The 26,022-nt window shown below is 40.4% G+C and carries 22 protein-coding genes and 1 tRNA gene; 12 read left to right on the top strand and 11 right to left on the bottom strand.

All coding sequences use genetic code 11. The features are described from left to right. Positions 1 to 130: 130 nt before the first annotated feature. Complete coding sequence (locus PL9631_RS24690) at positions 131 to 2,053, bottom strand: GTPase family protein (protein WP_083624561.1); 1,923 nt, start codon at positions 2,051 to 2,053, stop codon at positions 131 to 133. 135 nt (positions 2,054 to 2,188) lie between these two features. Between PL9631_RS24690 and PL9631_RS24685 the strand changes: the two genes are divergently transcribed. Then, positions 2,189 to 3,271, top strand: coding sequence for an AI-2E family transporter (locus PL9631_RS24685; protein WP_083624559.1), 1,083 nt, complete (start codon positions 2,189 to 2,191; stop codon positions 3,269 to 3,271). A 17-nt stretch (positions 3,272 to 3,288) separates the two neighbouring features. Here PL9631_RS24685 and PL9631_RS24680 read toward each other — a convergent pair whose 3' ends face one another. Genes PL9631_RS24680 through PL9631_RS24670 form a run of 3 tightly spaced genes read right to left on the bottom strand, consistent with a single transcriptional unit; the run spans position 3,289 to position 5,089 of the window. Beyond that, positions 3,289 to 4,542, bottom strand: a complete 1,254-nt coding sequence (locus PL9631_RS24680) for a glycosyltransferase (protein ID WP_083624557.1) — start codon at positions 4,540 to 4,542, stop codon at positions 3,289 to 3,291. Between the two features lie 7 nt (positions 4,543 to 4,549). Next, on the bottom strand, positions 4,550 to 4,825 hold the full coding sequence (locus PL9631_RS24675; RefSeq protein WP_083624555.1) for a DUF2442 domain-containing protein: 276 nt from the start codon (positions 4,823 to 4,825) through the stop codon (positions 4,550 to 4,552). A gap of 3 nt (positions 4,826 to 4,828) precedes the next feature. After that, complete coding sequence (locus tag PL9631_RS24670; protein ID WP_083624554.1) at positions 4,829 to 5,089, bottom strand: DUF4160 domain-containing protein; 261 nt, start codon at positions 5,087 to 5,089, stop codon at positions 4,829 to 4,831. 159 nt (positions 5,090 to 5,248) lie between these two features. Between PL9631_RS24670 and shc the strand changes: the two genes are divergently transcribed. From shc to PL9631_RS24655, 3 genes are all read left to right on the top strand, one after another. Then, positions 5,249 to 7,192, top strand: coding sequence for a squalene--hopene cyclase (gene shc, locus PL9631_RS24665; protein WP_231516849.1), 1,944 nt, complete (start codon positions 5,249 to 5,251; stop codon positions 7,190 to 7,192). Positions 7,193 to 7,310: 118 nt separating this feature from the next. After that, complete coding sequence (locus PL9631_RS24660) at positions 7,311 to 7,754, top strand: GUN4 domain-containing protein (RefSeq protein WP_083624552.1); 444 nt, start codon at positions 7,311 to 7,313, stop codon at positions 7,752 to 7,754. A gap of 431 nt (positions 7,755 to 8,185) precedes the next feature. Beyond that, positions 8,186 to 10,420 (top strand): hypothetical protein, encoded by a 2,235-nt coding sequence (locus PL9631_RS24655; RefSeq protein ID WP_083624551.1) that lies wholly within the window; start codon positions 8,186 to 8,188, stop codon positions 10,418 to 10,420. Between the two features lie 400 nt (positions 10,421 to 10,820). On the opposite strand, the gene PL9631_RS24650 is transcribed toward PL9631_RS24655, so the two are convergent. Together PL9631_RS24650 and hisG are read right to left on the bottom strand one after the other, a co-directional pair. Further along, positions 10,821 to 12,659, bottom strand: a complete 1,839-nt coding sequence (locus PL9631_RS24650) for an ABC transporter ATP-binding protein (protein ID WP_083624548.1) — start codon at positions 12,657 to 12,659, stop codon at positions 10,821 to 10,823. A gap of 180 nt (positions 12,660 to 12,839) precedes the next feature. After that, a complete protein-coding gene (gene hisG / locus PL9631_RS24645; protein WP_083624546.1) occupies positions 12,840 to 13,484 on the bottom strand; it encodes an ATP phosphoribosyltransferase in 645 nt (214 codons plus the stop codon). Between the two features lie 102 nt (positions 13,485 to 13,586). Between hisG and PL9631_RS24640 the strand changes: the two genes are divergently transcribed. From PL9631_RS24640 to rppA, 3 genes are all read left to right on the top strand, one after another. Beyond that, the gene (locus tag PL9631_RS24640) at positions 13,587 to 14,228 is read left to right on the top strand and encodes a glutathione S-transferase family protein (RefSeq protein ID WP_083624569.1); all 642 of its coding nucleotides are present in this window, start codon (positions 13,587 to 13,589) and stop codon (positions 14,226 to 14,228) included. Between the two features lie 239 nt (positions 14,229 to 14,467). Continuing rightward, positions 14,468 to 14,701 carry a hypothetical protein gene (locus PL9631_RS24635; protein ID WP_083624544.1) on the top strand — a complete coding sequence of 78 codons (234 nt, stop codon included), beginning with the start codon at positions 14,468 to 14,470 and terminating at the stop codon, positions 14,699 to 14,701. A gap of 66 nt (positions 14,702 to 14,767) precedes the next feature. Further along, positions 14,768 to 15,451 (top strand): two-component system response regulator RppA, encoded by a 684-nt coding sequence (gene rppA, locus PL9631_RS24630; RefSeq protein WP_083624567.1) that lies wholly within the window; start codon positions 14,768 to 14,770, stop codon positions 15,449 to 15,451. A 244-nt stretch (positions 15,452 to 15,695) separates the two neighbouring features. Here rppA and fba read toward each other — a convergent pair whose 3' ends face one another. Then, on the bottom strand, positions 15,696 to 16,775 hold the full coding sequence (gene fba / locus PL9631_RS24625) for a class II fructose-bisphosphate aldolase (protein WP_083624543.1): 1,080 nt from the start codon (positions 16,773 to 16,775) through the stop codon (positions 15,696 to 15,698). A 440-nt stretch (positions 16,776 to 17,215) separates the two neighbouring features. On the opposite strand from fba, the gene PL9631_RS24620 reads away from it, so the two are divergent. After that, positions 17,216 to 18,955: a GmrSD restriction endonuclease domain-containing protein gene (locus PL9631_RS24620; RefSeq protein ID WP_083624541.1), complete on the top strand. Its 1,740-nt coding sequence runs from the start codon at positions 17,216 to 17,218 to the stop codon at positions 18,953 to 18,955. Between the two features lie 91 nt (positions 18,956 to 19,046). On the opposite strand, the gene PL9631_RS24615 is transcribed toward PL9631_RS24620, so the two are convergent. From PL9631_RS24615 to PL9631_RS24605, 3 genes are all read right to left on the bottom strand, one after another. Beyond that, positions 19,047 to 19,118: transfer RNA gene (locus PL9631_RS24615), tRNA-Lys, on the bottom strand. Between the two features lie 71 nt (positions 19,119 to 19,189). Then, on the bottom strand, positions 19,190 to 20,083 hold the full coding sequence (locus PL9631_RS24610) for an aldose epimerase family protein (protein WP_083624539.1): 894 nt from the start codon (positions 20,081 to 20,083) through the stop codon (positions 19,190 to 19,192). 57 nt (positions 20,084 to 20,140) lie between these two features. Beyond that, positions 20,141 to 22,165 (bottom strand): CapA family protein, encoded by a 2,025-nt coding sequence (locus PL9631_RS24605; protein ID WP_083624537.1) that lies wholly within the window; start codon positions 22,163 to 22,165, stop codon positions 20,141 to 20,143. 145 nt (positions 22,166 to 22,310) lie between these two features. Here PL9631_RS24605 and PL9631_RS24600 point away from each other — a divergent pair, with 145 nt between their 5' ends. Beyond that, positions 22,311 to 22,466: a hypothetical protein gene (locus PL9631_RS24600; protein ID WP_156090697.1), complete on the top strand. Its 156-nt coding sequence runs from the start codon at positions 22,311 to 22,313 to the stop codon at positions 22,464 to 22,466. Positions 22,467 to 22,643: 177 nt separating this feature from the next. Next, on the top strand, positions 22,644 to 22,955 hold the full coding sequence (locus PL9631_RS24595) for a DUF6679 family protein (protein ID WP_083624536.1): 312 nt from the start codon (positions 22,644 to 22,646) through the stop codon (positions 22,953 to 22,955). A gap of 34 nt (positions 22,956 to 22,989) precedes the next feature. Here the strand turns inward: PL9631_RS24595 and PL9631_RS24590 are convergent, their stop codons facing one another. Further along, positions 22,990 to 24,288 carry an RNA-guided endonuclease InsQ/TnpB family protein gene (locus PL9631_RS24590; RefSeq protein ID WP_083624534.1) on the bottom strand — a complete coding sequence of 433 codons (1,299 nt, stop codon included), beginning with the start codon at positions 24,286 to 24,288 and terminating at the stop codon, positions 22,990 to 22,992. A gap of 313 nt (positions 24,289 to 24,601) precedes the next feature. Here PL9631_RS24590 and PL9631_RS24585 point away from each other — a divergent pair, with 313 nt between their 5' ends. Continuing rightward, positions 24,602 to 25,069 carry a CBS domain-containing protein gene (locus PL9631_RS24585; protein ID WP_083624565.1) on the top strand — a complete coding sequence of 156 codons (468 nt, stop codon included), beginning with the start codon at positions 24,602 to 24,604 and terminating at the stop codon, positions 25,067 to 25,069. 184 nt (positions 25,070 to 25,253) lie between these two features. Continuing rightward, complete coding sequence (gene nblB / locus PL9631_RS24580; RefSeq protein WP_083624533.1) at positions 25,254 to 25,910, top strand: phycobilisome degradation protein NblB; 657 nt, start codon at positions 25,254 to 25,256, stop codon at positions 25,908 to 25,910. Positions 25,911 to 26,022: the final 112 nt, after the last annotated feature.

Below are 26,022 nucleotides of genomic sequence, written 5' to 3'. Positions count from 1 at the left end.
CAATTATACACCATCTGTAGGGGCGAACGGCCGTTCGCCCCTACTAGATATGGTTGTTTTGCGTAAGTCCTGTTCGTAAAAAACCCGGTTTCTTTGCTTGGGTGCGTAAGTCCTGACTATTTCTATCCCATTAAGCTATTCCTGACTGTAAATAAAATTGAAATCGCTCTTGCATTTGTTCTATTGTTAGTTTTTGTGTCCAATATTCCACTAAAGCATGACCAAACGCCCAAGCATTTTTCTCTGGAGGATTGGGATTTTCTAATAGTAACGGCCAGAGGGATAGTAAATCAAAATTGAGCGGATCAGATTCTCCTGAATTTAACAACAAAAACAAGTCATAGGCCATCTGCAATTTACCAATTACAACGGGTAATTGTTCAACGGGAATTTTTTCAGCTAGTAATAATGCTAAGGTAGGAGATCCCGTTGCTAAGGTGGAAATAAAGCTCAGAATTGGACTTTTTAATAAAGCGGCTAATCCTTGAGTGGTTGCCATTTGAAAGGTATAATGATCAATAATTTTAGCCGTTGCTAAAATCCGAGCTTCTTGATTTCTTAAAAATCGAGCTAAACGCATTTGTTTAGCGGGATTAATCGTTTCTAAAATTGCAATTGATAACAAATCTACTCCCCAAGATTGGCGCTGGGTTTGACTATCTTGGGTAACAATTGGTAAAACGCGATCGGCATATTCTCCTAACTGTTCTAATCGGTATTGTGTGGCATCTCGAATGGCTTTTTCCTTGGGACAATTTCCCCATTGCCAATCATAGGGCGGTTGCCATTCGCGAATGGGACGTAAGCGATCAACTTGGGTAACAATTATAATAATTGGTACCTCTAATTTCTGGTTTTTAATCTCTTGTAAAAAGTCTACATCCATTTGTAAAGCCGGGTCAAGGGCTGGAGTAATTAATAATAACAAATCTGCGTTACTTGCATAGTCTAAAACCTGTTCTCGTAACTCAGGACGATTCACCTGTTCATAACCGGGAGTATCCCATAAATTTAGGCTTTCTCCGGTGTCGGTTTGCCACTGATAATTTTGAATCTGATCGGTACTAGGTAAGACATCAACAACGGCTTGATTAGCTTTAAACAATGTATTAATTAAACTACTTTTTCCTGCCCCTGTGCGTCCAACCAAAAGCAAATTAACGGGTTTTTGTTCTAAGATTTCAACTGGTTCTGTTGCCGTTAAAATATCTCGTAAAGTTTGAGTTTTAGCTTGAGGAAGGGAAAGATTAGTAACAGAAAATTCACTTACGGGTAAAGTATTTCCACCGTAGAGAGCGATCGCTTGACAACACAAATTTCTGAGTGCTACTTCTCGTAAAGATTGACCCAAATTAACTAATAATTGTTGTGTGGCTTGAGTTGTAGTTTTTTGAGTCGAAACCCGCGCCAAAGCCGAGACTGGATTTAACAACCATTGCGCCCAATTCCAGACTTTTAAAAGTTTACGCGCCGAGGGTTCTAACTTCTGATAAACTTGATAGGTTTGATAGGCTTGTCCAACAGTTACTTGATTTAATGCTGGAGATAATTTTTGCATTAATTGATCTAAATCATCCACAGTTCCCCGCATTAACTGATAGGCTTGGGGAATATAAATACTCAAAAGAGGATACTTAACTTCCGGGTGATAAATATTAGCAACGGTTGTCACCACATCTTGACAACGTTTCCAAAAAATTGAACTTTCTTCCCAAATTGGAGGATCATTTTGGGCTGATTTTAAAATTTTTTGTAGGGATGTTTCAACTTGGGTAATATTAGGATTTGTAGAAGGTTCTAATCTTGATTGATCTAGGGATAATTCTAGTTCTTGATTAACTTTAGCCGTGATGCTTTCCATCTCTTTGAGCATCGGTTGAGTCCATTTAACTAATAACCAACGCCAACCCACAAAAATCAAGGTAAATACCGCCCAAATCCAATTAATTCCCCAATCATGAATCGTGACCCCCGCCGCCGTGAGCAAAAAAATCACAATCATTGCAATCGGTGTGATCAATACTATCCATTGCCATAGTTTGAGTCTAATCATCGTTGCTTCCTCAAAATTTACAGACTATTATTAAAGATAGATCATTCAATTAGAATTTAACCAATTAAAAAAGTAGGATTGTAAGTCAACAAGATCCGCTAAAATGTTAAAGTTGGCTAAAATTGAGTCGTTCCAATGGATAATTTACCCCCCAATTCTCAGGATAGTGCTTTTTGGAACCAGATTAGCACGAATGGTTTAGTACGGTTTTTATTATTTTTTGCCTCTGGATGGGCATTAATTTTAATTTTTAACTATTTTGAAAGTATCTTTTTTACTTTTATATTAGCTGCTATTTTTGCCTTTCTTCTCAACTATCCTGTGCGATATTTAGAACGCTATTTGGGTCGAGGATTCGCCCTAGGAATTGTCCTATTTGTCAGTCTATTTATAGTGGTGGCAATCGGATTAGCTTTAGGAACTATGTTCTTTAATCAGTTCCAACAACTTCTCTCCCTTGTGGTTGAAAATTTAACCTCAACCGATAATCCTTTTGATGATTTACAAGAGTTTTTTACCAATCGGAAAGTTAATATTAATCTCGCTCCCCTAGAAGCTGAATTTAATAAATCTTTAGTCGCACTCGCGAGTTTTCTTGTAGGTACTTTTTCTTCTTTACCGAATGCTTTCCTTTCATTTGTGATTATTTTTGTGATTTCCTTTTTTATGTTGATTGATGGAGAAAGACTATGGTTTTTACTCTTAAAAATAATTCCTTATAGCCATCGGAGTCAATTTTCTTTAGCTGTTCAAAGAAGTTTTCTAGGCTTCTTTCGAGGTCAACTTTTACTCTCAATTTTCTTGGGAACATCTAGTTTTATCGTTTATAGTATTTTAGGAATACCCTTTTCTTTATCCCTAGCTATTATTATTGCCTTATTTGATTTTATCCCAGGAATTGGGGCAACTTTGGGAATTTTAACCATCAGTTTAATTATTTTAATTCAAAGTGGTTGGTTTGTGATGTTGAAAGTAGTGGTTGCCAGTATAATTTTACAACAAATTCAGGATAATTTTATTGGCCCTAAAATCATGCAAAGTTCTGTTAATATTAACCCTGTGGTTTTGTTTTTTTCCTTAATGATTGGGGCAAGAATAGCCGGAATTTTAGGCGTATTTCTATCCGTTCCTATTGCTGGAGTAATTGTTAATTTATTAGATATTGAAGAAATGCAATCTAAGGAAGGAAGTAGAGATTCTCTTGAAGCTAAATCTTGACCCATAAACCGGGTTTCTTAATAGGTTCTACCTTTCCAACTTCCTCCTTTTCCTCGCCAATATCTCAAGGCTGAATCTAAAGTCATTAACGCATATAAAAATCCAATCAAGGGTAAAGTTAATCCCCAAATTGGAGAAAGCCGATAGAGTTTTAAGGTAGGATAATAGGCAATTTCCATTAATAACCCGGTTAATAAAGCTAAAAGCATAACTAACCCATTTCCATGAACAATTCCCCAAATTAAACTTAGAGGTGATATCAAATAAATTAAAACCATCCCGACTAGGGTTAACCCTAATAAAACAGTTGAAAAATTCAGTTGACTAAATGCTGTTCTAGCTACCATATCCCAAATACTCGATAAATTAGGATAGGGTCTTAAACTGTAGGTTGTTTCTGTTAACCCTAACCAAATGGGATAATAGGATTTGGAGGTAAAGGGAAAGATAAAACTTCTTAGAGAAAACCCTTGATTAAATTCTCTTTCTTCTACCCCATTACTAAGGGTGCTTGGCGGGGTATTTTTCACCGCTTGAGCTAAGGAACAATCATCAATCAAAGCTTGTTTTAATATTGCTAAACCCCCAATTCTAGTTAATGCTTCCTGACGAATTAAAATACATCCCCCCGCCGCCGCCGCCAGTTGACTTTGGGGATGATTTACCCAAGGAAAAGGATACAATTTTTGAAAGAAAAACACAAAGGCGGGAATTAATAACTTTTCCCAAAAACTCTGACACCTTAATAATACCATTAAGGAAACTAATTGTAAGTTTTCAGTTTCGGCTTTTTCAACTAATTGCTTTAAATTATTAGGAGAATGTTCAATATCAGCATCGGTAAATAAAATATATTGGGGGATATAATTTAACAGAGTCGTATATTTAACTCCCTGTTCCATCGCCCAAAGTTTCCCCGTCCATCCCGCAGGTAAAGGTTGAGAGGTAATAATATTTAATCGGTCTGTTTGGTTTAATAATTTAGCGGTTTCTTGGGCAATATTTGCGGTTTTATCATGACTATGATCATCAACTAAAATAATAGAAAATGAACCGGGATAATTTTGATTAAGAAGCGACCGCAAACTCCTAGAAATTAACTCTGCTTCATTTCTAGCTGGTACAATTATAGCAACGGATGGATAATTTAATAAAGGTTCTTGAACCTCAGAAATCCGTTGATCTGCTTGCCAAAATCGTCCTCTAAATAATAATAATATTAGCCATATTATTAGAGACAATAGCGTCAAAATTAAAACCAAGTTTCCCATTTTACAATCAATAAATACTCGTAGTTTTTAACTGTATCGGTTCCCTGGACAAATGGGAATATAATACATCCGGATCTAAGTCAGCACCACTATCCCAATAAACAGTTCCCCACTCGCTAGAAAGTTTGACTTGACTAAAGTAATCAGGATTTTTTAGAGGTTCAAATACCCCTGTAAACTGAACGAGTTTAGACACATCAATTACTCCTTCTACTCCATCTTCAAAACGAAGTTTTAGCTGGTAATTTATTAATGGATAAACTTCAACAATATCTTTAAGCATGATTTACTCCAGGGGTTCAATTTTATTCAAAATTAGATTTTGTCGGGCTAATTCCCAATTAGCAAGTAGTTCATTTTTGTATAATGCTGTCCATTCTTGAATTAATTTTAGCAATCTGGGCGAAAGATTTCCTTCTAATATTTCTCCAGTTTGAATGCTGATCAATGCCTTCTGTTGACCATAGCGAACATGAAAATGAGGGGGAGGATGATCGTTATAATACATAGTAATTACAGCCCCAAAAAATCGGCTAATTTCTGGCATAAACACCTTCTTGATAACAATATTAAATCGGCAGTTAACAGAAAATTACAAAATTAGCTTTAAAATTTATTATATAATAAATTTCCGATTAATTCAATAAAAAATATGATAGAATGTCTATAACCCATTTAAAAAATGATATCCTCAAAAACAATAAAAATGGAAAATAAAATCTCTGTAACTCAATTAAAAGATGCGATCGCAGCCAGCCAAAACTTTCTTTTATCTCAACAATATCCCGAAGGTTATTGGTGGGCTGAATTAGAATCTAATGTCACGATCATATCAGAAATTATCCTTTTACACAAGATTTGGGGAACCGATAAAACTCGCCCTTTATCTAAAGCCGAAACCTACCTACGTTCCCAACAACGAGATCATGGGGGTTGGGAATTATTCTATGGGGATGGAGGGGAACTGAGTACCACCGTTGAAGCCTATATGGCATTAAAAATATTGGGGGTATCTGAAACAGATTATGCTTTAATTAAAGCCAAACAATTCATTTTAGAACGGGGAGGAATTACCAAAACTCGGATTTTTACAAAACTACATTTAGCCTTGATTGGATGTTATGATTGGCGCGGGATTCCCTCAATTCCCCCTGGGATTATGTTGTTACCCGAAGGTTCTCCCTTTACGATTTATGAAATGTCTAGTTGGGCTAGAAGTAGTACGGTTCCTCTATTAATTGTATTTGATAAAAAACCTGTATTTCGATTCGATTCTAGTATTAATTTAGATGAATTATATGTAGAAGGACGAGAAAATGCTATCTTTGAACTGTCTAAAAATAATGATTGGACAGATATATTTATCGAGTTAGATAATATTTTTAAACTTGCCGAAAATTTTAATCTTGTTCCCTTACGAGAAGCCGGGTTACAAGCGGCAGAAAAATGGATTTTAGAACGACAAGAAGTTACTGGAGATTGGGCTGGAATTATTCCGGCTATGTTAAATTCTTTATTAGCCTTAAAATGCTTAGATTATCCGGTATTTGATCCGATTATTCAACGGGGTTTAAAAGCTATAGATAATTTTGCCATAGAAACAGAAGAAAGTTATCGGATGCAAGCCTGTATATCTCCAGTTTGGGATACAGCTTGGGTAATTCGAGCTTTAATTGAATCAGGAATTACCTCTAATCATTCTGCTATTATGCAAAGTTCAGAATGGTTAATTCGTCAACAAATTTTAGATTATGGAGATTGGACAATTAAAAATAAACGGGGAAAACCTGGGGGGTGGGCGTTTGAATTTGTGAATCGATTTTATCCTGATTTAGATGATTCTGCTGTGGTAGTTATGGCATTAAATCAAGCTAAAATTGCTGATGAATCCTTGAAAATAGCAACAATGATTAGAGGGATTGATTGGATGCTCTCAATGCAGTGTAAACCCGGAGGTTGGGCTGCTTTTGACATGGATAATGATCAGGATTGGATTAATGCGGTTCCCTATGGGGATTTAAAAGCCATGATTGATCCGAATACGGCCGATGTTACAGCGAGAGTGATTGAAATGTTAGGAGAATTAGATCCTAATTCCTCAGAATTTCAATTGAAAATTCAATCTTTAAAACCCTCAATTGAACGGGCGATTTCCTATTTGAAACAGGAACAAGAAACCGATGGGAGTTGGTTCGGGCGTTGGGGAGTTAATTATATTTATGGAACCAGTGGAGTATTATCAGCTTTAGCAGTAATTAATCCGATTTATAAAAATTGGGGTTATACTTCTCTTAACCCCTTAATAGAAAGGGGGGCAAATTGGTTAGTCAGTTGTCAAAATATTGATGGAGGTTGGGGGGAAACTTGCCAGAGTTATAATGACCCCAAATTGAAAGGAAAGGGCGTTAGTACCCCATCACAAACGGCTTGGGCGTTAATTGGGTTAATGGCAACGGAATCTGATAAACTGGAGGCAATTCCAAGGGGAATTAACTATTTAATTTCAACCCAACTAGCTGATGGTCGCTGGGATGAATCGGAATTTACGGGAACTGGATTCCCGGGTCATTTTTATATCAAATATCATTACTATCAACATTATTTTCCCTTGTTAGCGTTAGGTCGTTATCAAAAATTACAACAACTTTAACTCAATATTGCAGGGTTTTTACCCTATCCTCAATTTAATTTGTGTCAAGAGTGGATTCAGGGTTTATAATTTTTGCAATTAGGGCTAAACCTCAACAACGAATTAACTTTAATTTAACATGGGTAATCGAGAAAAAGTTATTGTTTTATTGGGTATAATCGCATCAATTACATCTTTAGTGATGGGAATAGCTAGGACGGCTACAGTGTCGGAAAAAACTAAGGTTAAACCCGATTATGAACGATTAGCCTATTTATTATCTGCCAAACAATTTACCAAAGCAGAACGACAAACCTACCGGGTGATGTTATTAGCTTTAGGCAAAAATCCTAAATATTCCGATCCCGTTGAATTAAAAAAAAGGGATATTGCCAAACTTCCTTGTGCAGATTTAAGGAAAATAGAAAAAATTTGGCATCCTTATAACCCGGGAAACATTCAGTTTAGAAATAGAGTTATGAGTTGGGAAAATAATCAAAAAGAGATCAACTCCGCTATTGTAAATCGCTTGGGTGATTGTCAACTCCAAGAATTCAAAACTGTTCAGGTCAAACCGAATTAATTTCCCCAGTTGACTTTTGTAGGACTTACGCAGAATACCCAATTATACACCATCTGTAGGGGCGAACGGCCGTTCGCCCCTACTATAGCAATCCTATTTAAGTTGTAATATTTGTTGAAATTTAATCGTTGTGGTAGGGGTAATTCATGAATTGCCCCTACCATAACCTATTTAGGATTGCTATAGATATGGTTGTTTTGCGTAAGTCCTGTTTTGATTAAGCTGAAATCAAATAGGCCTAAATCTTTAAACCCTTGTAGTCCGTTGGCCGAGACTGGGGTAAGCCGTGGCTCCTAATTCCCCCAAATCCCTCGATCCCCTTGCTGTTTGAGTCTGTGTAATGCTATAACACCCAAGAAGCCCAGAGTGTTTCCCGGGCTTTGAATGGGGTTAGAATCCTAGTTTGCTTGAAGCCGTTTGAGTTAATTGTAATGAGCGAAAACCAACAAGAACAAAGTCAAAGCCCATCTTCTAATGCCACTGCTTCAGGGAGTTCGCCCCAAGTTCCGATTCGTTCCCTGGTGAGAAAAAGTCGTGCGGAATGGCTGAAAGAACTTTGCACGAGCTTGGAAGCCGGGAATACCCCCCAACCAACGGCCGATGAAACACCGAATTCCCCCGCATTGACAGAAACGGCCGGCCAGATGGTGCTTTATCAACAGCCTCAAGCCTCATCTTCTCCTCAACCCAAAAAACGCCAACCCTTTGTTTTTCCCAAAACTATTCCCGTTAACCTGCTGCCCCTGGTCTTAGCACTATTGATTTTGGTTCCGGGGGGAATTGGGGTCTTAGCCGTGAGTCTGTTGTTCCGTTTGCCGGCTTTACCCAATTGTCCTAAAATTTTCTGGCCCGTAGCCTCGGCTTCCCTACGGTTATATTGTGCAGAGTCCGCCGCCAATAAACAAACTGTTCAAGACTTATTAGTCGCTATTGATTTAGTGAATAGTTTATCGAAAGATCATCCCCTGCGCCCGGAAATTAATCGCCAAATTGAAAACTGGTCAATGGATATTCTGAATTTGGCTGAGGAAATGTTTCAAGCCGGACAACTTTCAGAAGCCATCGCCTCGGCAGAAAAAACCCCGGAACATACTCCCGCCGCCGCCGAAGTTTCTAAACGGATTGACCAATGGAATTCTATTTGGGATAAAGCCGAAGAAACCTATCAGAAATCCGAAGAATTAATGCGCCAAGAAAAGTTAAATTTGGCGTTCAAAGAAGCAACTTTATTATTAAATTTAGGGAATAATTATTGGGGAACAACTAAATATCAAGAACTGACGGATTTGATTGCGATTACCCGCGAAGATAGCCAAAAATTAGCCAAAGCTAGGGGTTTAATTGCAGAAAACAGTTTAGACAGTTGGATAGAAGCAACTAAGTTAATTGACCAACTATCTACTGAAAGTTATTTAAAAGAAGCCGGACAAAAAGAAATTACCACCGTCGGCAATAAAATGATGAATTTGGCGGAAGAAACCCTCAAAAATGGCAACTGGCAAGAAGCAATTAATATCGCCAATAAAATTCCCGGCAGTGCGAATTTACAAGAAAATGTTAAGGATTTTACGGTCTTAGCAAAAGCTAATGTTCCAGCTTTATTAGATACGGTGGCGGGTTTAAAAGATGCGATCGTCCAAGCTCAAAAAATTGGTCAAGATCGACCGCTTTATCAAAAAGCTCAATCCTATATTCGCAATTGGCAAGGCTCCATTGCCGATGTTGCTACCCTAGAACGGGCGCGACAATTAGCCCAACCCGGCGGTGTTAGTGACCTGCGGGCGGCCATTGCCCAAGTTCAAACTATCCCAGCCTCGAACCCCCGGGGAACCGAGGCTAAAACTGAAATGGTCAGTTGGATCAGGCGGATCGAAGAAATTGAAGATAGACCGTTATTAGATACGGCGGAACAGTTGGCCAGTTTTGGCGATGCTGATTCTCTCAAACAAGCGATCGCCCAGGCCCAAAAAATTGGTAGAGGACGCACCCTCTATGAAACGGCTCAAAATCAGATTGGCCAATGGACAGATCGCAGTCAGCGATTAGAATATCAGCCTATTTTAGATCGGGCTGAACAGTTGGCAACCGAAGGCAATTATGCCGAGGCGATCGCCCAAGCCCAACAAATCAACTCTGGTATCGTATTATACAACACCGCCAAAACTAAAATTAGCCAGTGGAAAAGCCAACTCCGAGATGCCGAAAACCTTCGTAATTCCGAAACTCTAGCCTCACCGGGAACCCCGGACTCCTATGTGGCAGCGATTAGAATGGCCAATCAAGTCTCCAATTCCAGTAGATTAAGGAGTCGGGTTGAGCAACTGATTGATCAATGGGGTCAAAATCTATTGCAATTGGGTTTAGATCAGTCCACCTATGATGTCCCTGGCGCCATTGGGATCTTAAAGAAAATTCCCCCTCAAAGTGCCGCCTATTCCCAAGCTCAAGCCCAAATCCAAGATTGGCAACAATGGTTAAATCCCCCCGCCCCGCAACCGGAATATCAACCCCCCGCCGAAACCTACGAATCTCCGGTGGAACAGGCACAACCCCCCGTTGAAACCTATGATCAACCATCCCCAGAACCGCCCCCCATCCCAGAAGTATCAAATCAACCTCCGATTGAGTTGAATAAACCCCTGACCACTCCAGCAACGGGCATATAAATCAGTTATAGTGCTACGCACTAGGGAACAGGGAACAGGGAACAGGGAACAGTAAGCAGTGCAGGACTTACGCAGTTATGCTATATGTAGCGTACTAATGAGTTGGCGATGCCGACAGGCGGCGGTACTGCCATCGCGCTCGTAACTCAAACGAGATCGCTTTAACAGGACAACCTCTTAAAGTCCCCAAATTTTGGGGGATTTAGGCGGAAAATACACTATACATTTCAAGCCATCTAGCCCCCTAGCCCCCAACATTGGGGGGAAAATAAATAATTAGGACTTTTTAGGGCGATTGCTATTATCATTGGTATGCGATCGCCTACTTTTGACACGCTATATATAGCCTGCTTGCGTAAGTCCTGTACCAGTTTATTACCAATTCGTAATTCGTAATTACCTATTCCTTTATTGTTAACATTTGCAAGTTATATAAACTGGCATACAATCCATTTTGTGTCAGCAGATCATCATGACTTCCCGACTCAACCAATTGACCCCGTTTTAATACTAAAATTCGATCCACATTTCTAATGGTTGAAAGACGGTGAGCAATAATAATCGCAGTACGTTCTTTTAACAGACGTTCTAAGGCTTCTTGAATTAAAACTTCCGTTCCCACATCTAAATTAGCCGTAGCTTCATCTAAGACTAAAATTTGAGGATTCCGAATAGCGGCTCGGGCAAAGGCTAACAGTTGTTTTTGACCACTGGATAAATTAGTTCCCCGTTCTCGAAGTTCGGTATTATATCCTTGGGGTAACTGTTCAATAAAACGATTGACATTCGTACTTTTCGCCGCCTGTTCAATGTCTTCAAAACTATAGGATTCTCCCAGGGTAATATTACTTTTAACATCTCCAGCGAATAAAAAACCATCCTGTAAAATCACCCCAATATGACGTCTAAGTTCAGTTTGGCGTAACTCTCGAATATCAATCCCATCGACTAAAATTCGTCCTTGAGTCGGTTCATATAATCGACACAGGAGCCGAATAATTGTACTTTTTCCAGCCCCCGTCGGCCCAACTAAAGCCACTTTTTCCCCGGGACGAATGGTTAAATTCAGGTTTTTGATCACATAGTCATCATCTTTATAGGCAAACCAAACATTTTCAAACCGAATTTCTCCCATTTGTACCCAGTTATGATCATCAGAATCTAAGGTGGAAAGATGGGCAGTAATTTGATCAAGATCCTGAATTTCTATCGGTTCATTGAGAATATTATTAATCCGTTCAATTGCGGTTAATCCTGATTGAATAGCCGTGAATTTTTCCGCAAATTGTCGCAGTGGATCAAATAATCGTTGGGCATATAAAATAAAAGTCGATAACGTCCCAAAAGTTAATTCATTTTCTACAACTTGCTGACCGCCAAACCAGAGAACAACGCCAATGGCAATTAAGGCAATCCATTCCAAAGTTGCAGATACCGCCGAATCGTAAAAAATAGTCTCATCTACTGCTTTAATATACCGCAGATTAGTAGCCCGAAATAATTCAGAATTAAATCTTTCTCGGCGAAATAATTGTACTACCCCAATTCCTACCATATTTTCTTGAAGCTGGGAATTAAGATTAGAAAGTTCGTCTCTGGATTTATAATTGGCTTTTCGGTATTGTTGTTGAAAATAAACAATTACAGCCGTTACCGGAACCATCATCAAAACTAAAATCAATGCTAATTTCCATTGCATCATAAACATTAAAATGGCAATGACTAAAATGGAAAATAAATCATTAATAATCCCAATTGCCCCCGTAGAAAATACATCCCCCAAGGCATCAACATCACTGGTTAAACGGGTAATTAATCGTCCTACGGGAGTGCGATCGAAAAATTTCACCGCTAAAGAGGTGACATGATCAAATAAATCATTTCTGATATCCGTCGTGATTTGTTGACCAATTTTTTGTACCCAATATCCTTGAATGGCTTGCAGTAAAAATCGGACTAAAATTGTGATCAGAAGAATCATTGCTAAAATATTCAATCCATCCGATACAGACATTTCTCTGAGCCAAGGATGGGTGGTCGGTTCTTGACGAATCAGAGAAATCGCTTGTCCGACTATAATCGGTTGAACTGCACCGGAAACCGATAGGGGAATTAATAAAATTAAGCACAAAATTAATAACCGTTGATTGCGTTTCGCATACTCAGCAACCCGCAGTAGTAAGCGCCAATCTGTTTCACGGGAGTTAGGAGTATTGTTAGGAGAAATTAGGGTAGCCATTTTAATCAGTTAGCAGTTAGCAGTTATCAGTGTAAGAATTAAAAGTAATTAGTGTTCAGTTTAGAGACGCGCTCTTGGCACGTCCCCAAGAGTTAAGAGTTAAAACTTAATTTGGTACGGGCAGGTTCTTTTAGATCTTTGTTAATCACCTAAATCTGGACGAACCTGCCCCTACAACAATTAACATTTAACTGTTAATTGTTCTTCAATTTGAGTAATTAAATCTTTCAGTCCACCCGTATTCAAACGATAACTTAAGGGATGGGCAATTAAGTAGGCGGTACTTTCAAATAAAACCTCAATTTCTGTCAATCCATTTTGCTGTAATGTTTTACCCGTAGAAACTAAATCCACAATCGCTTCAGACATTCCCGTAATCGGCCCTAATTCCACAGAACCATAGAGTGGTATAATTTCTACAGGTAAATCCAAACTCTCAAAATACTCGCTGGCACAGTGGACAAATTTAGAAGCAACCCGACTATGGGGCGGTAATTCTACCGGAATTTGATAAGGACTTGATTGTTTAACCGCAACCGACATCCGGCACTTGCCAAACTTGAGATCAACCAGTGAAGCCACTTGCGGCTTTTTCTCCCGCAGGACATCATAACCGACAATGCCTAACTGGGCCTGACCATATTCCACATAAACCGGGACATCTTGCGCCCGCACTAATAACGCCTTGGCCGTTTGGGTGGGATCATGAATTTGAAGTTGTCGATTGCTGGGATCTAAAAAACCGCTAAAATCAAGTCCGACAGCTTGCAGAAGCCGAATCGTTTCTATCAATAAAGCGCCTTTAGGTAATGCTACGGTGATCATAAAGATGGGAAATGAGGGATTTAGGATTTATTAATACAGTTGGCCGAAAATTCGGTATCTGATGAAACTGCAATAATTACCTTAACTTTTATTTACCAGATTATGGGACAGTTAACTCTGGTGATTGGGAATAAAAATTATTCTTCTTGGTCGTTGCGTCCTTGGTTACTTCTGAAGCAAGCCGGAGTTAATTTTTCGGAAATTTTAATTGATTTAGGAAATCCCACCACCTATAAGCAAATCAGGCGCTATTCTCCGTCGGGAAAAGTTCCGGTCTTATTAGATGGAGATTTAACGGTTTGGGAATCCCTCGCTATTTGTGAATATGTTGCTGAAAATTTGATTCATGATTTATGGCCTCAAGAATTAGAAGCCCGAACCTATGCGCGTTGTGTCAGTTATGAAATGCACGCCGGATTTATGAATTTAAGGCAACAAATGCCGATGAATTGTCGGACTCGTTACCCCAGAGAGGGAATGAAACCGGACGTACAAACCGATATTGATCGCATTACCTCAATTTGGCGAGAATGTCGGGGAAAATATGGTTCTCACGGTGAATTTTTATTCGGAAGTTTTACCATTGTAGATGCTATGTTTGCCCCAGTTATTTCTCGATTTGTTACCTATGATGTGAAGTTGGGAGAAATTGAACAAGATTATGTTGAAACCGTTTGGGCACTTCCAGCCATGCAGGAATGGATTAATGCTGCTTATTTAGAACCGGAAATTATGCACTTTTAATCGGTTTTAGTTTAGGCTTTAATCCCTAGAAGCAGGATATTTGATCGGAGTTTAAAATCTATAGACATCTGATAGTATTTGGGTGTAAAATGGAGACAGATATTCTACTCCTGACTGGCTAGGGAAATTAATTGATGGCAAACCCATGAGCGTCCTGTGGGTTGGTGTGTAGCTTCTGTCGTAGTCCCTACTCGTTGGGAAAATAAGTTAATTGAACACGACTGAAGGGGATTTTTGTTATGACCACCGAACGTGAGTATCAAGAGTGGCGCGAGCGTCGGAATCGGAAGCGCACCCTACACTTTCCGGTAACGAGCTTGAGTTCGGCGACAATTTGGAAAGTTTTGGGATTACTTGCCATTGTGTCTTTAGTATTGGTTCTCCATCATCACTCCATCAGAGAAGATTCACTGGAGCAACCATCACCTGATTACCCATTGTTAGAGGAATTAGGGGATGGGAAACAAATTTAATTCCATTTTTTGTCAATCAATGAAAACCAGAATAGTCGCTGCTCTTTAGGTAAATTAATTCATTTAATGAGAATTTTATTAGTTGATGATGAAGTCGAATTAACAGAACCTTTGAGTCGGGTATTAACCCGGGAAGGCTATACCGTTGATATTGCAACAGATGGTCATTTAGGTTGTGATTTAGCTCGTAAAAATCAATATAATTTATTGATTTTAGATTGGATGTTGCCCCAAAAATCCGGTTTAGAAATTTGTCAGGAATTGCGATCGCATTCAGATCAAACCCCCATTCTATTTTTAACCGCAAAGGATACCCTAAATGACCGAGTTAAAGGGTTAGACGCGGGCGCAGATGACTATTTAATGAAACCCTTTGAATTACGGGAATTATTAGCCAGAGTTCGCGCCCTCCTCCGTCGTTATCAAGTCATAGAATCCTCTGTCACTAATGCTAACCGTTTACAGGTCTTAGACTTAGAATTAGACCTCGATAATCAACTCGCCTATCGAGGGGGACGAATCATTGATTTATCGGAAAAGGAAAGTCAACTTTTAGGGTATTTGATGCGCTCTCCCGGACAGTTATTAACCCATGATCAAATCCATCACCATCTCTGGGGAGAGGGTGAACAACCCAGCAGCAATGTATTAGCCGCACAAATTCGCCTGTTAAGAAGAAAAATTGAAATTAATGGAGAAACACCCCTAATTCATACGGTTTATGGAAAAGGATATCGTTTTGCGGAATAGTTGAAATTATAGGACTAGGGAACAGGGAACAGGGAACAGGGAACAGGGAATAGGGAATAGGGAATAGGGAATGAGTACAGATTTAGTAGAGACGTGCCATGGCGCGTCTTTACAACTGTAATGCGTAGCTCTATAGCGGATAATTGCTCATACAGGATACAACAAAAAACCTAGCTTCTTTTTCAAGAAACCAGGCTTTTAATCGATTAACTGAGACGGTTTAATCCCAAAATTGAGGGTCTAATTAAACGGCAACAGTTGTTTTAGTAGTAGCGCTCAATTGACCTTTAGCGTATTTAGCGGCAAACTCATCTAAAGTTTGAACTTTGATCTTATCTGCATTACCCGCAGAACCAAATTGATTATAACGATCCGCACAAACTTTCTTCATATATTTAATAGAAGGTTTCAGGAAGTGACGAGGATCAAAGTTAGAAGGATCTGAGAAAGCCGCTTCCCGGAAGGCTGCGGTAATCGCTAAACGGTTGTCAGTATCAATATTAACTTTACGGACACCGCTCTTAATTCCTTTTTGGATTTCTTCCACAGGAACACCGTAGGTTTCAGGGATCTGACCGCCGTATTTGTTGATGATTTCTAACAAATCTTCGGGAACAGAAGAAGAACCGTGCATGACCAAATGAGTATTCGGTAAACGGCGGTGAATTTCTTCAATACGGCTAATAGCCAGAATTTCTCCGGTCGGTTTCCGGGTGAATTTGTAAGCGCCGTGACTGGTTCCAATAGCGATCGCTAAAGCATCTACTTGGGTACGTTCTACGAATTCAACGGCTTGGTCAGGGTCAGTTAACAACTGTTCCATGGTCAATTTCCCTTCTGCACCGTGACCATCTTCTTTGTCACCTTGCATGGTTTCCAGGGAACCTAAACAACCCAGTTCGCCTTCAACGCTAACCCCAATGGAGTGAGCCACTTTCACCACTTCCAAGGTGACAGCCACGTTATATTCAAAGCTGGCGGGGGTTTTACCATCGGCTTCCAGGGAACCATCCATCATCACGCTAGTAAAGCCATGACGCATGGCAGAATAGCAGGTGGCGGGGGAGTTGCCGTGGTCTTGGTGCATGGCAATGGGGATGTTGGGATAGGTTTCCACCGCCGCTAAAATCAGGTGGCGCAGGAAGCTTTCACCAGCATATTGACGAGCGCCGCGAGAAGCTTGCAAGATCACAGGGCTATTAGTTTCTTGAGCAGCCTGCATAATGGCTTGGATCTGCTCCATGTTATTCACATTGTATGCAGGAAGTCCATAATCATTTTCAGCCGCATGATCTAGCAAAAGCCGCATGGGTACGAGCGCCATAAAATTGCCTCCTAAGTTGTTGTTTTGTAAATTTGTTCCGAGGTCGTCACTAATTAAAACAATATTAAGACAATTTGGTAATTTCCGGTGGATCGGATCACAAATTTGTCAAATTTGGTGAATCAGCATCGAAGTCAGCTTTTCAGGGCTTCAAAATTGTAGTAAGCCCTGAAGGGCTTCAATCCCATGGCTACAGGTAAGGAACTTCAAAATCACTCTAAGTTAAGCCCAGAAAAGCTTACAACCATTGATATTGTTGGCTCGTATCGGTTTTGAACTTTCTTATATGACATAATGTTACTTTTGTCAAGTATCACTGTTGGCTTTTGGCAATTCTGCGATCGCTCGTTATCACACCATAATATTAAGCCCTAAAGGGCTGACTCCGATTAATATAAAATATAAAAATATAAAAATATAAAAAATAAGAGGAGCAGTCAATGGCTTATTGGCTATTTCAAAGTAACCCTAAGTATTACAGAATCCTTGATGCTATCCAAGATTTAGAACAAATGCCTTGGTTAGTCAATCGATTTGCTAATCAAATGTCTGTTGGTGATGGTGTATTAATTTGGATATCAGGCCAAGATTCAGGAATTTATGCTATTGCAAAAATCCTTGAACTCCCTCAAGCGATTAATAATTTTCCTGATGAAGATTACTGGATTGATCAGGAAAGAAGAATTAAAGATAAAAATCTAACCTTTGCAATTATTCAGTTTACCAACAAATTGGTTAATAATCCGATTCTCAGAAACCAAGTTAAAGAAGACGATATTTTAAAAGAATTGATGGTAATTCGCCAACCTCAATCAACAAACTATGCAGTTACCCTCGATCAATGGGAAAGAGTAAAACAATTAATTAATGGTACTGAATCTATAATACCATCTCGTCAATCTGAAGAAGTTGATCTTGAGGGTAATGAGGAAGGAGATATTGTTGTAGAACCTCAAAGTGTATCTTTAGATAAAAGCGATCGCAGTTTATCAGAATATCATAGATGGTATAAAAGAGGAAGCTTAATTATTGCTCCTGAATGGCAACGCGAATATGTTTGGGATTTGAAAAAAGCGTCTCGATTAATTGAATCATTTTTAATTGGTTTACCTGTCCCAGTTATTTATTTAGCATCTAATGAAGAAGGAGCCCGTGAAGTTATTGATGGGTTACAAAGGTTAACATCTATTTTTAATTTTTTTGATAATGAATACGCGCTTCGAGGATTAGAAAGCTTACGGCAATTTAATGGGCATAAGTTTAATCAACTTCCTCAAAAAGATCAAAACAATTTAGAAGATTCTACCATGAGAGCCTTTGAACTGCCCAAGGATACAGACAAGAACCTAAAATTTTTAATTTTTGAACGTTTGAATACGGGTGGTATTGTTTTGAATGACATGGAAATTAGGAACTGTCTCTATCGAGGTCAATTAAATGACTTAATCCGAAAACTGGCTAAATCAGATGAATTTTTAGCTTGTGTTAATCAAAAAAATTTGGATAAACGCATGAAAGATCGAGGTTTAGTTTTACGATACTTGGCTTTCTTACAAATGAATTATAGGAATGCTCGAAAAGGAATGAAGAATTTTTTAAATGAGTTTCTACAAGCTTATCGAAATCCAGGCGCAGACAAACTTAACGAATTTAGAGAGACTTTTAAAAAATCAATGAAAGCAGCTTATACTATTTTCGGAATTCAAGCCTTTCGATTAAGAACAGAAAGAGGAAGTTGGTCAACACAGCTTAATGCTTCTATTTTTCAAGTTCTTACTGTTTCATTTGCCGATTATGATTTAGGTGCTTTAACCCGTGCTTCTGATCTAATTTATGAGGAATATTTAGATTTAATTAGTACAGATGAAAAATGGGTGGATTGTGTTAAAACTTCAACAGGAGATATTCAAAGAATTGATTACTCATTTTCAACGTGGAAACAACGATTAGCTGAAGTGATGAAGGTTACATATCCTAATGACTCGCAACGAGTATTTTCCCGCCAGTTGAAAGAAGAAATTTATCGACAAGACCCAACTTGCAAAATTTGTAATCAGCGCATTACCTTAATTAATGATGCTGCTCTCGATCATGAAAAACATTACTGGCGAGGCGGTAAGACTATTCCAGAAAATGCTCGTTTAGTGCATCGTCAATGCAATTTGCAACGAGAACATTAAAAAATCATATACTGCGAATGCTGAACATAAGTCATTATCAGTCATGTCATTCACTGTTGGTTGATGAATGGCATGACTGGTAAATGTTTTATGGGTCGCCCGGGGCTCGAACCCGGAACAAATCGGTTAAAAGCCGAGTACTCTACCATTGAGTTAGCGACCCGCGCGTTTTGTACTTTTCCCACGCACAGTTTCTAATAGTAACACAACACTTTCGGGTTGACAAGGGGTTTCTCAAAAAAATGTTGCATTCAGGTGGACGAGCATCTCACAACTGGCTCCGGGCTTGAGATACGTCAATAATTTTCCCGTATTCATCGCATTGCGAGGGGCTGTCCAAGGTTCCAAACAATAGTAATCTTTGCCCTTGAGTGTCCAATAGACCACACTAGAATAGGCGGAACTATAGCCCATAATAATTTTAGAGCGACGACTGTGATCAAGGGTCGTGGTGGCTAACCCGGTTAGGGGATTAAACAGCCCGTCTATTTCCTCCTCCAAGGGATCAAAGCGCCCCGTGAACACATGGTTTTTCTGGTTACGTTGATCTCGATACTGCATGGCTGGAATTTCAAAAGCCAACTGCTCCTTATCCAAAGTTAAAAAATAAGGATGTAACCCGGTGGAAAAGGGCATGGTCTGGGCGGGTAGACTATCCATTGTCCCGCAAAGGTTTGTATAGCGCTGGAAAATCCGTAAAGAATTACCTTTGAGGGTATAGATAAACTCCACTTCAAAATCAAAGGGATAAACCGACCGGGTTTGGGGATTACTTTGCAAGACCAAGGTAATCGAAGCCCCCTGATTTGTCCCCTGTTGGGCTACTGTCCAGGGCAAATTTCGAGCAAAACCATGTTGTTTGAGGTGATAGGGTTGACCCTGATAGGTGTAGGTATCATCGGGTAAATTCCCACAAATGGGGAATAAAATCGGAATTCCGCCGCGTACCGTTAACTCCGGGTTAGCAAACCGTTCACTATCTAAATACAGTAAATCCTGACCCCCGACTTGCCAACGGGTAATAATTCCGCCGCGTTCGGGTACAACTTCTAAGCTCGACTGGGTAGTCGGGTCAGATAGGACGTAGGTTTTATATTGTTGATGGGGTTTCAGTGCGATCGCAAACACAGTAATAATTAGGAATAAATAAACTTTGGACAGGTGAACAAATTAACCCAGGGGATCTTAGCCTAGGGCTTGATTAAACTCCCAATGTTTTAGAGGAAGATCAATCTTAGCGTGAGATCCTCTCTCTCGGTTTGAGACCGAACCCTCCGACTCCGTTGCTAGGGATTCCGGTTTAGGAATGGCAATTTGAAAGGAGATCGGGGAGGAGGAACCCTTGTAACTTTGGGTGTTAGGCATAGGGGTCTGGGGAAAAGACGGCAGGGAAATAAACGGATCTCGAATAAACGGTTGATCAATATAAGGTTCGAGATCCTCCGGGGTTTGGGTATTTTCATCCAGTTTAGGGGATAGGGAAGATTCGGTCTGTGACCTAGACCCCGACTCCTCAGAAACTGGAGACTGCATGGGTTCGGAGAATAACGTTTTCGACGGTTCCGAGGGGACTATCTCTGTTACAGTTGATGGACTTTCCGGCTCCGTTTCGGTGACCAAGGGCACAGTTGTTTCGGGGGTTGGCGTTAAGGTTCTATCAACCGTTTGAATCTGCCGTTGTGGGGTGTCTAAAACTACCCCCGAGTGCATGGGTTGATCAAAAATTTGGGAGAGTCGCCCCAGCCGCTTAATAATATCCTCACCCTTGGGAGTTGAAATCACCTGGGCTTGATATTGGGTAACTTCTACAGGTAAAAACTCCACCTTCATTTGACGATTGGCATTTAAAGCCACCCTAACAACGGCCGTATCATAGTCTTTCCGACTATTTCCCCCAAAAATAAAATTTCCCAGGGAGTAAACAATTGGCCGACCTTTATAAATTTCTGCACCCTGTAAAGTATGGGGATGATGACCAATCACCACATCGGCTCCCTGGTCAATGGTAAATCGGGCTAGGTCAATTTGCCAGTCCCCCGGATATTCCGCCAGTTCTACCCCCCAATGGTAGTTGACCACCACCCAATCCACCTGATCTCGAATGGCCTTAATATCGGCGGCGACCCGCTCATCATAACGGGGATTGGTTCCCGCTAGGCTCTCGGTGGCGGCATGAAAGTCGGCATCATAATAGCCGAAATAGGCAATCCGTTGACCTTTGACTTCAATAATGGAGGGGCGACGGGCTTCTTTAAGATCTCGACCTGCTCCCACAGCCTTAATTCCAGCTTGGTCTAAAGTGGCGATGGTTTCCAGTAGCCCGGGTTCTTCGTAGTCCATCGTATGATTATTGGCAAGATTGACAATATCAATTCCTCCTTGAGTCAATACCTGAACGGATTCTGGGTCAGCTTTGAAATTAAATTGTTTGTTGGGACGGCGCAAAGTAGAACGGGTGAGGGGATTTTCTAAATTCACCATTGCCACGTCGGCGTCGCGATATTCGGGGAGTTGGGCAAAGGGTAAGGAGTAGTTCGTCCCAATCACATTTTCAACGTGATCGGATAGGGTAACATCTCCCCCAAATACTAAGGTCACCGTGGGATCTTGGGGGTTTTTCACGTCCTGGTGTTGAACAACCGGAACCACTTCCAGGGCAGCTTGGACGGTATCAGAACGTTTAGAGGGCGGTGCGACCATCGCTACCTTGGGTTGAGGGTCAGAGAGGGGCAGTTGCTGGGCGTTGACTTCGTAGTAACTCACCCAACAGCCTAAAACAAAGGCAGAAACGGCCGAACCCATCATAAACATTAATCGCAGGGTTTTAAACTTAATCCAGTCCGGGTTTAACCACCGTCGGTATCCCTGTCCTCGAGCCCCTCGATTAGCTGGGGTCACTAGCCGCACGGACTGTTTCCAGAGAATCTCCCCATCTCCTTGATACCGGGCTGCAATTTTTACTCCTGCTAGGTTAGGGGCGTTGAGTTTCCATAGCAGATGACAGATAAATTTAACAATGCTCTCGGCTATGGGTTCTTGCTGGAATTCGACAAGAACGGGTAAACAGCCTTTATGATCGGGGGGGGCGACCCTCGCGGATATCCCTTCGGGTCGAAGATAGGTATTAATTAAATCGTTAATTGCCCTGAAGTCCCCGGTACGGGCTAATTCAAAAATAGAAGGTTGACCTAAATATTCTGCATAAACCATGAAAATACGATCCTCTCCCTTAAAAATTTAGATGGCAGTTTAGTTGAACAATAAAAATAACCTTAACCCTTGGTCATATCAAACGGTTGATGATTGGATTCAACGGTTTTAACAGGACACTTTTTCCTAACACTATAACTTTCTGGTGAAAAGTTTAACAGGTTTATTGTCGGATGTCTGCGAAGTGCGATCGCCAAGGGTGTTCCAGAGCACGGCAGATTTATGGCCCGAGCCAACTCCCAGTGAATTTAAGCCCTATACTAGAAATGCCCTAACCGGAAAAGAAGTCAGTACAGACTAAATTTCTTAGGCTAAATCTATGTTAGGCGTTAAAATATAAGGACAATGGTTTTAACTAGACTGATCACCTGGTAATCCGGTATAATCCCAGGTGCTTAGGTATCCTGTTAAACCTTGAATACTTAGGTTGACAGGGGAAATTCAGATCAGCCAGCGAACTTCTCAGGAAAAGTAAAAAATGCTACATCGCAAGATTTATCAGCTTTGTTGTGACGGTCGGGAAGTCTCTATTTTCTTACGAGATCAGCAACGTTGGATTGAGAAAGCTCGAATTACAGACATTGAGGGAGATCTGGTCACGCTACGTTATGAGACAGATGAGGAGGATGAGGTCTGTTCGTGGGAAGAAATGATCCGTATAGACAGTATTGGGTCAATTAGTCAGAAGTTAGCCTCTGTTCCTAAGTGCTATTTTGATCTGCCGATTTCTGAAGATTGTCCCGAAGCTGAACAAATTCGTAATCCCACTTCCGAATCTAGTCCTGATTGACATCCGCCCCGCCGTGAACGGGCGGGGATTCCATCTATTTAAGCAGATCAAAAATTGATAGCTGCTGAAATGCTGGGTGGGTTGACGCTTCGCTGGCTACTGCTACCTTAGCGGTAGTCTTATGTCTGCCTCCACGTCCGTTTAAAGTCTCCGAAAGCCCTCCGGCGACAATTCGACCTGGGTTCTCCTGAACGCAGTCGAAGCCTGCCATGAGCGGGGTCGAATGGGGCTCAGTGCAGGCTAAAATATTTACTGCGGCATTAACATCACGATCGTGAGATGTACCGCAATTTAAACAAATCCACTCTCTAATATTTAGCTCTTTTTTGCCACTGTGAAAACCACAACAAGAGCAAATTTGAGAAGTAGGAATCCATCTCTCAATCACTTGAAAATCACGCCCGTACATGACTGACTTAGCCTCTAACATAGTTCTAAAACTACGCCAGCCTAAATCAGAAATAGCGCGAGATAATTTTCTGTTTTTGATCATTCCTGACACATTCAAATCTTCTAAGACTATTGTTTGATTTTCACGAATAATCTTAGTTGACAGTTCGTGCAAAAAATCATTTCTGGTATCAGAAATTTTAACGTGAAGTTTAGCTAATTTCTTTCTAGCAATCTCCCTTCTTTTACTACCCTTTTGTTTCCTTGATAAATTGCGCTGTAATTTTTTTAAACGCTTTAATTGTTTCTTTAAAGGTTTAGGTGATTTAACTTTTTCACCGTTGCTTAGTGTAGCAAAATCAGTGATGCCTAAGTCAATTCCTACACTTTGTCCATTCTTGAGTAATTGTTTAGGATTAAACTCAACCACAAAGCTGACAAAATATCTATCAGCACTATCTTTGATTAGGGTGACACTAGAAGGAATTGCGGGTAATTCTCTACTCCAGATTACGTTGATATCACCTATTTTAGCTAGGTGAATGTAATGAGAATCAGGATAGAGTTTAAACCCATTATCGGTAAATCTAGCTGATTGCTTGGATTTACGTTTCTTAAATCTAGGCGGTTTAACTTTTTTGCCTTTTCTTTGTCCTTTACAGGATTTAAAAAAGTTGGAATAAGCCTGCTCTAAATCTCTCAAAGACTGTTGCAAAGGAACAGAGGAAACTTCTGTCAACCATTCTTTTTCCTCGGTTTTCTTGAGTTCTGTAAGTCTTTTAGAGAGTTCACTGCTAGAAGGTTTTTTATTACCCGCACGGTGTTGATCTTGACAGTAAGCTAAAGCATCGTTAAAAACTACACGACAACAGCCAAACAATTGAGACATCAGCCTCTTTTGTTGGTTAGTTGGGTAGATTCTGTACCGATACCTGGCTTTCATTGTTTTTGTTGCTTACGAGCACTTCTTTAGTGTACTCTAAAATAGAATAAAAAGCCGTCGTAGAACGGCCTGCCCTGAGCCTGTCGAAGGGACGGGGTTTTAAACCCATTTTTCTGATAAGTTGGACAATTGCTGTCCAATCCAATTTCCCAAAAAATAGGGGAATCAAGCTCCGTCCTAACCTCGATAGGCTTAGTAGCGCCATAGGACGGATTTTTGTGTTGGCCTGAGATGCGGCTTTGATGGCAACAGGTCAGGGGAGCTCATACCTGATATGATCGGGATTGATAAGTTTAACAAACACACAGAAATCATGCCTAAGACTGTTGCTGAGGTGATGACCCCGAATCCAATTCTGGTTAGGCCAGAGATGCCACTCAGAGAAGCGCTACAACTGATGGTGGAAAGACATATTGGTTGTTTACCTGTGGTAAACGAATCCGGTCATTTGGTGGGTTTTATCTCGGGAACGGATTTGATGTGGCAAGAAAGCGGTGTGACTCCACCCACTTATATTACGTTCCTTGATAGTATTATTTATCTGGAAAACTTTTCCCGCTATGAACAGGAATTGCATAAGGCATTAGGTCAAACCGTCGGGGAAGTGATGACTCGGGCCCCGATTATTACCATTACTCCCCATAAATCTTTATCCGATGCCGCCCGGTTATTAAATGAAAAGCGCATTCATCGTTTACCCGTGGTGGATGATTCGGGTAAGGTGATTGGGATTCTTACCTGTGGGGATATTCTGCGGGTGATGGCAACGGCACAGGGTTAAAATCTGCTCGGATGTTGTTAATAAAAATTGGACGGGTCGGGACAGGGGGTTTCGACTCGGATATTTGCTGTGTTTTTGCAAAGTTTAATCACAGACAATATTGATCTATTCACATCAAGCAATATGATATTATCCTGATCAATTCAAAACCTTTTAGAGTCTTTAATTCAAAACCTTAATTTTTATGACAATTACCCCTGAATCTGTTCAGCAGTTGTTAAGTTCTAGTGATTTGGGTGATCGCTTAAGCGGTGTCAATCAACTCCGAAAATTACCCCCGGCGATCGCTTTTGAGTTAATTCAAGCCCCCATTAAGGATAGTAATAGTCGAGTACGATATGCGGCCGTTAGTCAGATGGCAACTTTGGGAGAGCAGAATTTAGAAACTTCTTATCAAGTCCTGCACTATCACTTATTAAATGATCCCGAAATTGACGTGCAAGCGGCGGCGGCGGATGCGTTGGGAGCTTTGAAACTTAAGGATGCCTTTGATGACCTGCAAAACCTCTATAATACTACGCCAGAATGGTTAGTTAAACTGAGTATTGTGGCGGCGGTGGGAGTCATCGAAGAACCTCGGGCTTTTGAATTATTAGAAACAGCACTTCAAGATGATAATAGTTTAATTCAAACCGTTGCTATTAGTGCTTTAGGGGAATTAGGCGACAGAAGAGCAGTTTCTTTATTAGTTCCTTTTGTAACGAATTCAGATTGGCAAATTCGTTATCGGGTTGCCCAAGCGTTGGGTCGTTTAGGGGGAAGTGAAGTTGAAATGTCATTAAAACAATTAGCAGAGGATGAAGTTGAGATTGTGGCTCAAGAAGCCAAGGTTAAAGTATAACTTTGGGAGATAGAATACCGATGAAATTATAGCAGGGAAAGCCACAACAACGCCAGAAAAAAATTCACCCGTTTGAGCATCGGTTGATGTTCTGATTGTCAGCGGCAACTGC

The organism is Planktothrix paucivesiculata PCC 9631, from assembly GCF_900009265.2.
GTDB lineage: Bacteria > Cyanobacteriota > Cyanobacteriia > Cyanobacteriales > Microcoleaceae > Planktothrix > Planktothrix paucivesiculata.
This window is presented reverse-complemented; position numbering and strand designations above follow the sequence as displayed.

Excerpts from the sequence above, each read along its gene's own strand:
- PL9631_RS24670 (WP_083624554.1), bottom strand. The coding sequence starts at position 5,089 with ATGCCAGAAATTAGCCGATTTTTTGGGGCTGTAATTACTATGTATTAT.
- PL9631_RS24655 (WP_083624551.1), top strand. The coding sequence starts at position 8,186 with ATGAGCGAAAACCAACAAGAACAAAGTCAAAGCCCATCTTCTAATGCC.
- PL9631_RS24680 (WP_083624557.1), bottom strand. The coding sequence starts at position 4,542 with ATGGGAAACTTGGTTTTAATTTTGACGCTATTGTCTCTAATAATATGG.
- hisG (WP_083624546.1), bottom strand. The coding sequence starts at position 13,484 with ATGATCACCGTAGCATTACCTAAAGGCGCTTTATTGATAGAAACGATT.
- PL9631_RS24660 (WP_083624552.1), top strand. The coding sequence starts at position 7,311 with ATGGGTAATCGAGAAAAAGTTATTGTTTTATTGGGTATAATCGCATCA.
- PL9631_RS24595 (WP_083624536.1), top strand. The coding sequence starts at position 22,644 with ATGCTACATCGCAAGATTTATCAGCTTTGTTGTGACGGTCGGGAAGTC.
- PL9631_RS24585 (WP_083624565.1), top strand. The coding sequence starts at position 24,602 with ATGCCTAAGACTGTTGCTGAGGTGATGACCCCGAATCCAATTCTGGTT.
- rppA (WP_083624567.1), top strand. The coding sequence starts at position 14,768 with ATGAGAATTTTATTAGTTGATGATGAAGTCGAATTAACAGAACCTTTG.
- PL9631_RS24675 (WP_083624555.1), bottom strand. The coding sequence starts at position 4,825 with ATGCTTAAAGATATTGTTGAAGTTTATCCATTAATAAATTACCAGCTA.
- PL9631_RS24635 (WP_083624544.1), top strand. The coding sequence starts at position 14,468 with ATGACCACCGAACGTGAGTATCAAGAGTGGCGCGAGCGTCGGAATCGG.
- PL9631_RS24620 (WP_083624541.1), top strand. The coding sequence starts at position 17,216 with ATGGCTTATTGGCTATTTCAAAGTAACCCTAAGTATTACAGAATCCTT.
- PL9631_RS24685 (WP_083624559.1), top strand. The coding sequence starts at position 2,189 with ATGGATAATTTACCCCCCAATTCTCAGGATAGTGCTTTTTGGAACCAG.
- PL9631_RS24590 (WP_083624534.1), bottom strand. The coding sequence starts at position 24,288 with ATGAAAGCCAGGTATCGGTACAGAATCTACCCAACTAACCAACAAAAG.
- nblB (WP_083624533.1), top strand. The coding sequence starts at position 25,254 with ATGACAATTACCCCTGAATCTGTTCAGCAGTTGTTAAGTTCTAGTGAT.
- PL9631_RS24650 (WP_083624548.1), bottom strand. The coding sequence starts at position 12,659 with ATGGCTACCCTAATTTCTCCTAACAATACTCCTAACTCCCGTGAAACA.
- fba (WP_083624543.1), bottom strand. The coding sequence starts at position 16,775 with ATGGCGCTCGTACCCATGCGGCTTTTGCTAGATCATGCGGCTGAAAAT.
- PL9631_RS24640 (WP_083624569.1), top strand. The coding sequence starts at position 13,587 with ATGGGACAGTTAACTCTGGTGATTGGGAATAAAAATTATTCTTCTTGG.
- PL9631_RS24605 (WP_083624537.1), bottom strand. The coding sequence starts at position 22,165 with ATGGTTTATGCAGAATATTTAGGTCAACCTTCTATTTTTGAATTAGCC.
- PL9631_RS24690 (WP_083624561.1), bottom strand. The coding sequence starts at position 2,053 with ATGATTAGACTCAAACTATGGCAATGGATAGTATTGATCACACCGATT.
- shc (WP_231516849.1), top strand. The coding sequence starts at position 5,249 with ATGGAAAATAAAATCTCTGTAACTCAATTAAAAGATGCGATCGCAGCC.